General features: G+C 46.2%; 6 protein-coding genes. 1 reads left to right on the top strand and 5 read right to left on the bottom strand.

The genetic code is table 11. The annotated features are described in order from the left end of the window. Window positions 1-130 precede the first annotated feature (130 nt). Both NGM66_RS13805 and NGM66_RS13800 read right to left on the bottom strand, forming a co-directional pair. Window positions 131-2,701: a MucBP domain-containing protein gene (locus tag NGM66_RS13805; protein ID WP_208907616.1), complete on the bottom strand. Its 2,571-nt coding sequence runs from the start codon at window positions 2,699-2,701 to the stop codon at window positions 131-133. A gap of 419 nt (window positions 2,702-3,120) precedes the next feature. Beyond that, a complete protein-coding gene (locus NGM66_RS13800) occupies window positions 3,121-3,831 on the bottom strand; it encodes an MIP/aquaporin family protein (RefSeq protein WP_258115819.1) in 711 nt (236 codons plus the stop codon). Window positions 3,832-4,238: 407 nt separating this feature from the next. Here NGM66_RS13800 and NGM66_RS13795 point away from each other — a divergent pair, with 407 nt between their 5' ends. Then, on the top strand, window positions 4,239-5,015 hold the full coding sequence (locus tag NGM66_RS13795) for a C40 family peptidase (RefSeq protein ID WP_208907614.1): 777 nt from the start codon (window positions 4,239-4,241) through the stop codon (window positions 5,013-5,015). Window positions 5,016-5,122: 107 nt separating this feature from the next. On the opposite strand, the gene NGM66_RS13790 is transcribed toward NGM66_RS13795, so the two are convergent. From NGM66_RS13790 to NGM66_RS13780, 3 genes are all read right to left on the bottom strand, one after another. After that, a complete protein-coding gene (locus tag NGM66_RS13790) occupies window positions 5,123-5,545 on the bottom strand; it encodes a Spx/MgsR family RNA polymerase-binding regulatory protein (RefSeq protein ID WP_208907613.1) in 423 nt (140 codons plus the stop codon). Between the two features lie 392 nt (window positions 5,546-5,937). Further along, window positions 5,938-6,795 (bottom strand): hypothetical protein, encoded by an 858-nt coding sequence (locus tag NGM66_RS13785; RefSeq protein ID WP_208907612.1) that lies wholly within the window; start codon window positions 6,793-6,795, stop codon window positions 5,938-5,940. Window positions 6,796-6,849: 54 nt separating this feature from the next. Beyond that, window positions 6,850-7,116: a hypothetical protein gene (locus NGM66_RS13780; protein ID WP_208907611.1), complete on the bottom strand. Its 267-nt coding sequence runs from the start codon at window positions 7,114-7,116 to the stop codon at window positions 6,850-6,852. Window positions 7,117-7,292 lie beyond the last annotated feature (176 nt).

Genomic DNA, 7,292 nt, shown 5'->3' with positions numbered 1-7,292 from the left:
AAGCAAGATCAAAAGCCGTCAGTTTTTGAAAAACATGAAAACTGACGACTTTTTTGAAAGGTATGAATAATTCAGGTCCTAGTGTGTTTTTTAATAATTTGATCAGTTTCGCCTTACTTGGCGATTACTATCAAGAATCAGCATCTAATCTTCTTCGGCGATGCCACCCTATCCCTACCAAACTAAAAATGATACTCAGTAGGGATATCCCCCACCACGGCGAAAGTGCTTGGCCATTGGTTCTCGGCAAGCGCTTGGTTGCCTGATCAGATAATGGCTGACGCGTCAATGAATTGGTCATATGACCAGCCGCCTCACTGATTACCACGGCGTCTGCCGCACCCGCTTGCATTGCGTCGTTACCAATCGGTTCATCAGAATCAGCCACTGGAGCTGTAAAGGTAGGTTTCAGTTCTGCCTGATTATTTCCTGCACCAATCCACGCGTAAATGTAAGTCACTGTGACATTGTGATGACCTAGCGTCCCTGTCGCATTGATTGGCGTCGTCACTAGTCGATAACCCTCTGTAACATTAATCGCCGGCCGGGTTCTATAAGGATCGCCAACTTTGCCAACCAATCGGTCATCCGGTGCAACAGGTGTACCAGTTGCCGTTTGATAATGAATTGTGACCGTGATGTTCTGATTAGCCGTATCGGTTGGCGGTGCAGTCTCCGCTGGTGCCGTTGTCTTCTGCCGCGTGTAGATTACCGTAAATGAATTGGCCCCTTCACTATCACCAAACCTAGCTGGCAAAAGCTGGCTCGCAGTGTATCCCGCGATAGCTGGCGAAGCTGGAAAATTAATTTTTTCACCATACTTTCCAGTAACAACTTGCTGTGGGGCCGCCTGTTTACCATTGGCATAAACATAGTGAATTGTCGCTGACTCCTCCCGTGCTTTGTAAACTAAGTCGATTGCCGAATCGGTCACGTAAGTCCCTGATAGCTGGTCCGTCGACACTGCTACATTGGCCTCTTTTTGTTTGATTTTTTGAAAGGCATACCCCTTCAACTTTGGTATTGTCGTCTGCCACTGTTCTCCTGGCTTACCACTTAGAAGCTGCGGTTTTGAGATCTGTTCACCTTGCTCATCTAAGAAATTGAGGGTTGTCTGAACGGGCTTAACATCAAACAGGAACGTCACATGCATCATCTTTTCTGCATAAGTCCCGGTTGTCGCCACATTATTTTCGGTTCCCACCATGGTATATCCCTTTTGAGCCAAGCGGTGAACGATCTCATTGACACTGGCCATATTGCTTAAATCAAATTTCTCGCCTAAAGTCCCAGCTAGCGTCAGTTGTGGTGCCAACACAGATCCATTTCTATCCTTGAAATTAACCGCCACATTTCCGACCGTATTGCTCATTTCGTAAGGAATACAAACTTCCCCGCTAAATGGATACCCCGCACTGCCAACGGACCATTTTAACAACAATTGCCCTTCAGGCTTGTTAAGTCGCCAAGTAATTGTCTGCGTATCAACGTTAGTACCAGTCCCCGTGCTATTAAAGAAGTCCTCTGAAGTCTCCTCCGGACTTATCGGCACACTTTCACCATGAATATTCGTTACCCCAAATGCCAGTGTAAAATCTGTGGTGTTTGCATTCAGTATGACCTTAGGTAACGTCACTAACTGATCACTCAGCGGTAAATAAGGTGACAAGGTTGCCGCAGAATTCTTCAATGGTGATAAATCGTAAATACTATTATTATCCAACGACACATCTGTCAATTTTAACTGGCTTAGCGCAGAAATATCCGCAAGCTGATTCATCTGCAAAGTGACCTCAGAGAGTTTCGACAACTGCGCTAAGGCACTAATATCAAAAAGGTTTCCATGCATAAACTGATCGTCCCAATCAAGAGACGCACCAACATCAGGGAAGATACTCAACCTTTCCAGTTGGACCGCATACTCCAACCCTTTTAAGGATCGAATACCAACGACTGCGTTATGATATGCACGATTGTTTAATTCAAATGTCGGGTCAACAAACAAAATCGTCATTTTAGAAACTAACGCCTTCGTGATCTGATTAACTGAAGAAATATCTTGATCCCTTTGTAATTGATGGAGGACAATCTGTTGCAAATTTCTATCTGGCATCCAGTCGTCAATCATGTCACCAACGACTGTAGGTGAAGGAGCCGCAACCTGCGACACTGTAACTTGAGGCGCAGGCAACGTGGTCTCGACGTCCGTGGGCGTTTTCTCACGTAGCGCCGTTGTCCTAATTAGCCGTTGCCTGTCTATTGGTTGCTTTGCCTGTTCGACACGTTCGGTAGACGCTATGTTTGTCTTTTTAGACGGTTCAGTTGACGACAATTTTTCACTGTTGGTTACTGGTAGTCTTGCTGGATTACCTTCCTCTGGGGTTTCCTGCGCATCAATGCTATCATCTGAACTCATCGCAGCTATGTCGTCATTGGTCAACGTATCTAGCCTGTCTTGACGATCAGTCTGATTGTCTGTTTTTTTCTGCAGGAAAATTGATTCGGTGGCAGTCATCTGATTGGCAGGACGGTTTACAACATGTTCGTGTTGGATGTCCGTCTCTGTACTCACATCAGCATTCACGGAACGTGCGTCAGCTAGCCCCCACCCCATAGCAAGTGTCAAAACGCCAAAGTTAAAAGCAATTTTACCCGTTTTATATGTAAAATTATATTTACCTCTATTTTCTACCTCAATCACACGCCAGTCCTCCCCCACATTTGCCGAATGCTTCTGGTCTTCCTTTAATCCCCATTTTATAGCCAAAATATCAGGCTCGTTTTTTATATAGCGTCTGATTTTGATTATACCGGGAAGGTCACACAAAGTCTACGCATTGTGTAAAACTTTTTTATCGTCTTTTATTAATCTTATAATATTAAAATCAATCTCGCCGCTACTAATAATTGCTAATTCGTCTGGAATAACCACACGTAATTCGATTAACCTTCTTATCAAATTATTTATTTTACGCCTTCCTTTTTATACCGTTTTTTCTTTTAAGCTTTCATCAATTGTTAATCTAACATTAGTCAGATTGCCCCTCAACGCAAAAGAACCTGGGGAGTTGCCCTCCAGGCTCTTTTACTGCTCTCAATCCATCCATCAAGATTTTAAAATTAGTAGGTAATCCAGAATTGCAGGCCGGCAGCCAAGATGCCCCCAACCAGCGGGCCAACCATTGGGACCCAGGCATAGTTCCATTCTGCGACGCCCTTGTGTGGGATCGGCAAAATAGTGTACGCCAACCGGGGACCCCAGTCACGGGCCGGATTCAAGGCGAATCCAGTGGTCGACCCCAAGCCCATGCCGACGACCATGATGACTATGCCGACGATGAAGGGCTTCAACCCGGTGGTAAAGTTCCCGAGGTTCAGGAGAATGAAGACGAAAGCCCAAGTGGCGATCGTTTCAGAGAGGAAATTAAAGACAGGATTCTTAACGGCTGGTTTCGTGGCAAAAATACCCACGTGATTGCCGTTTGCTTCGTCAGGTGATGCTTGAAAATGAGGATAATAATGGATAACAACCAGGGCTGCCCCGACGAAGGCACCTAAGAATTGTCCCAGCAAATAGGGAACGACGTCAGCCCACGGGAAGTAACCGAACACCGCGAAACCAATCGTCACGGCTGGGTTCAAATGGCCTTGTGAGCCCAATAAGCCAGCCACGTAAACGCCCATCGTGACGGCCATACCCCAGGCCACGCAGACGTAGGTCCAGTTGGCCCCTTTGGCATACGCTTTGTTCAAGTTAACACTCGCCATGGTCCCGACCCCTAGCAGAATCAGAATCAAAGTTCCAAAAAATTCACCGATAAAACCACTCATGTAAAACACCGTCCTCTTAAATATGTAATGGATTAAATAAGAGCTAGTCATAGTCTAGCACATTCTGTAATGATTGTAGATACTGAAATGATAACGGTTACAGATTATGATTTTTATATGAGAAATCAGGGCGAATTCTGTCAAAGTTTGTTATCAAAACTAACGTCTACCTAGGGGTCAACTTGGGTCGCTACCTGGTCGCATAGTTTGTCTGAACCGCCCCACCAATCAAGCCACTAGTAGAACTAGTCGCGCTGTAAGTCCACCAACCCTTGTAATATTACGGCCGCCCGCAGAACGGTAATCGCAATGATTTTCTAGCGTAACCGTTCTGTAACGCCCAACGGTTATCTTAGTAACTGTAAGCAAGCGCATTTAACGATTACATAAGAGGGATGGATAACCACATGAAGACACTGCAAAAAATTAGTTTCGCCGTAGCCTTTGCTGCCGCGCTAGTACCCGTACTGAGCCAAGGCACCACCGCTCAGGCCAATTCGACCAATACCATTGTCAGCACCAGCAACATGACCGACACCGCCTACACGCGGAAGAGCGCGACTGGCTGGACCTATAACTTAGGGGGCACTGCCAGCAACATGACCTTTGGCAAGAAGACCCACTACCTGAAGAACTACCCCAACACCACCTGGCACGCCACTAAGAAGCGCTACATCGTTAAGAAAAACGGCGTGAAGTACTTGTACTACTACGTGACGAACGGCCGGAAAACGGCTTCTGGCTGGATTTGGCACGGTTACCTGCAAAAAAAGAGCTACGCCCATACCAGTACGAGTACAGCGACAACTGGCACTGGGTCTTACAGTGACCTCTACCAGGTAGCCAAGGCCCAATTAGGGAAACCATACGTGTATGGTGCCAACGGTCCCAGCTCATTTGACTGTTCCGGCTTCACCAAGTACGTCTTCAGTAAGGCGCTTGGGCAAACGTTGCCCCGGACTGCACAGTCGCAATACGACGCTTACACCCACGTCAGCGCAGCCAACGCCAAGGCCGGCGACCTGATCTTCTTCGGGACTAGCAAGAACAACATCACCCACGTGGGTATCTACAAAGGCAACAATAAGATGATCGACGCCCAACTCCGCGGTGTCATCAACGAAGCCACCAACGTTTCTTGGTGGCACACGGTCGGCTACTCTCGGCCAGCAACGTTAAGTTAATTGTGAATTTCTAGGTTAGGGCTACGGTCCTAGCCTTTTTTGATCCAACAAAAAGCACCCCGCCACGATTGTGTGGTCAGGGTGCTTCGCTCTTCTATCATGCTGATTTAAGCCAAAGCGGTCTTGTTGTTGCCGCCGTTTAAGATTTTGAAGAAACTAGCCAGTTCCTTCTTACGGTATGAGGCAGGCACAAATTCCCGGATGGTTTCCAGGTCAAAGCCGGTGGCTAATTTGTTGCGGTCGACGACGATCGGGTTCTTTAAGATCCCCGGATTCTTTTGCAAGAGATCGACTAATTCGTTCATCCCCATGTCTTGCACGGACGCAGGCAAGGCCTTGTAAGCCTTAGAACGCGTTGAGATCAGGTCGTCGGTGCCTTCTTCAGTCAAAGAAAGCATGTAAAGAATTTCATCCTTGGTTAAAGGTTGTTTTTTAATATCACGTGCAGTAAAGATGGCGTCATGGTTAGCCAGCCATTTCATAGCTTTCGTTACCGCAGTGGTTTTAGCATGAAAGTACATTTTGATCATAAAATCGCCCTCCAATTGTCTATCTTCGATGAGGTACTTGTTTTAGCACTCTATTTCTTGAGTGCTAATTATGTTTCTCATTGTACACCACAATTCGCGATGATGGAACCCATTTTACTCGGTCTAGGCCACCTTTTAACAATTTCTTCAGATTCTCACGAAATTCGGTAGTCGATCACCCATTTTCAAGGGCTTACAATATACTCTACCAAGGGAATGCAACCGTTTTACGGTAGAACCGTGAAGATTATTTGAAGATGACCATCGAGCTTGGAAACAGTGTACCATTTTCATTCGAAAACTGTCCTTGATATGAATCAAGTTTGAAGGAAAACTTAACAACCCAGCGAAAAATTTGTATTTTGGCTGGGTTGTATTGGGGTATTTAGATTTTAATTCTTGGGGTCATCGGAGACGGGGTACCACTCGTCACCAGTATTTGGATCCCCCGGAATCTGTGCTTCCAACACGCCCATTGCACTAACTCGGAAGAACCCAATAGTCGCTGCTACAGGACTATCGGCTTTATCCTCATAAACATCGACCCGGGCACGCCCTTGCTTATCCGTACTTGGCAAATATATAGTACCTTCAAATTGATGTTTACCTTGATTAAAGTCCTTTAAATGCCGACCAATCCAATCTTCTAATTGCTTGGAAGTCAAATTTTTAGCAGAACTATTATCAAATCCAAAGGCCTGACCAGGCTTGACAGACGCCTTATACAAATTAGCTAGCCGATCAACGCCGTCGTTAACTGTTAGCTGATTATTCTTCAAAACAGCACTATATGCACTGACAAAACGCCTCTGAGAATAGGTCTTCAGCAAGTAACTGTTGTCAGCCAACTTTTTGTACTGCGTCTCATCATTAGCTCCCCAGCCGGCACCAGTATTAGCGACCGTATACCGTGAAGTAAAGGTATCTTTCTGACCATCTACACCCTTATCGCTAATAAAGAATCTTGTCCGTTCATACGGATCTTGACTGCTACTATCAGTCACGGAATAAATATGTGTCGACCAAGTCCCGGTCAGCTCAGAAGGTGCGCCGGCAGTCCAATTGCCATTGGTATCACCAATTAAGTAAATGGCAGTATGGCCCAGTGCTTTGGATTTAACGGAGTAGCAGGCACCTTGATCTGGCCGACTGAGGTCGACAGTATCGTTATCGCCATTACGCTTCTGGACCTTCAATTGGGATTCGCCGTATTCTGATTTTCCTAGGCTAACGACCTTCGCGTCAATCACCGTTCTCGACTTCGTGGTGACCCGCCAATGCCAGTTACCTTGGTGGTAGTAGAACTACGAGTAGGTCATCCCCTGGTCACCCTGGGTGCTTTGGTCTTCGGCATTCTTGCCCATCAGCGGCTTCAATAGCGTTGTCACCGCGGATGGCTTCGGCGTTTCAACCTTAGTCGCCGTTTTCTTAGCGCTGGTCTTATCCGCTATCTTGGCGGACTGGTCGTTCTTACTATGGCTGGCGGCTGACTTGCTATGGTTGCCACACCCAGCAACGCCGAGAGCGAGCACGGCAATCAGGCTGGCCCAGACAATCTTTCTCTTCTTCATGATTATTAAACCTCTTTCTATGTATGGCAAGATGAACGTGGGCTAACACGTAGCTAGTCGACGTTCATCTTGTAATAATTATCTATTTGCCGAAGAAAGTTGAGAGCGTAAAATATCTTGTGTAAATGCATAAAAGATTTCTGAATTGTATAGAAATAGGGAATGCCTTCCCTTAT

Origin of the sequence: Levilactobacillus yiduensis, assembly GCF_024718525.1 — a bacterium.
GTDB classification, from domain to species: domain Bacteria; phylum Bacillota; class Bacilli; order Lactobacillales; family Lactobacillaceae; genus Levilactobacillus; species Levilactobacillus yiduensis.
Note: the sequence above shows the minus strand (reverse complement) of the source record. Positions and strands in the feature narration are given on the sequence as shown.

What these genes read in the sequence shown, in the direction of transcription:
- NGM66_RS13800 (WP_258115819.1), bottom strand. Translation starts at nt 3,831, where the DNA reads ATGAGTGGTTTTATCGGTGAATTTTTTGGAACTTTGATTCTGATTCTG.
- NGM66_RS13790 (WP_208907613.1), bottom strand. Translation starts at nt 5,545, where the DNA reads ATGATCAAAATGTACTTTCATGCTAAAACCACTGCGGTAACGAAAGCT.
- NGM66_RS13795 (WP_208907614.1), top strand. Translation starts at nt 4,239, where the DNA reads ATGAAGACACTGCAAAAAATTAGTTTCGCCGTAGCCTTTGCTGCCGCG.
- NGM66_RS13780 (WP_208907611.1), bottom strand. Translation starts at nt 7,116, where the DNA reads ATGAAGAAGAGAAAGATTGTCTGGGCCAGCCTGATTGCCGTGCTCGCT.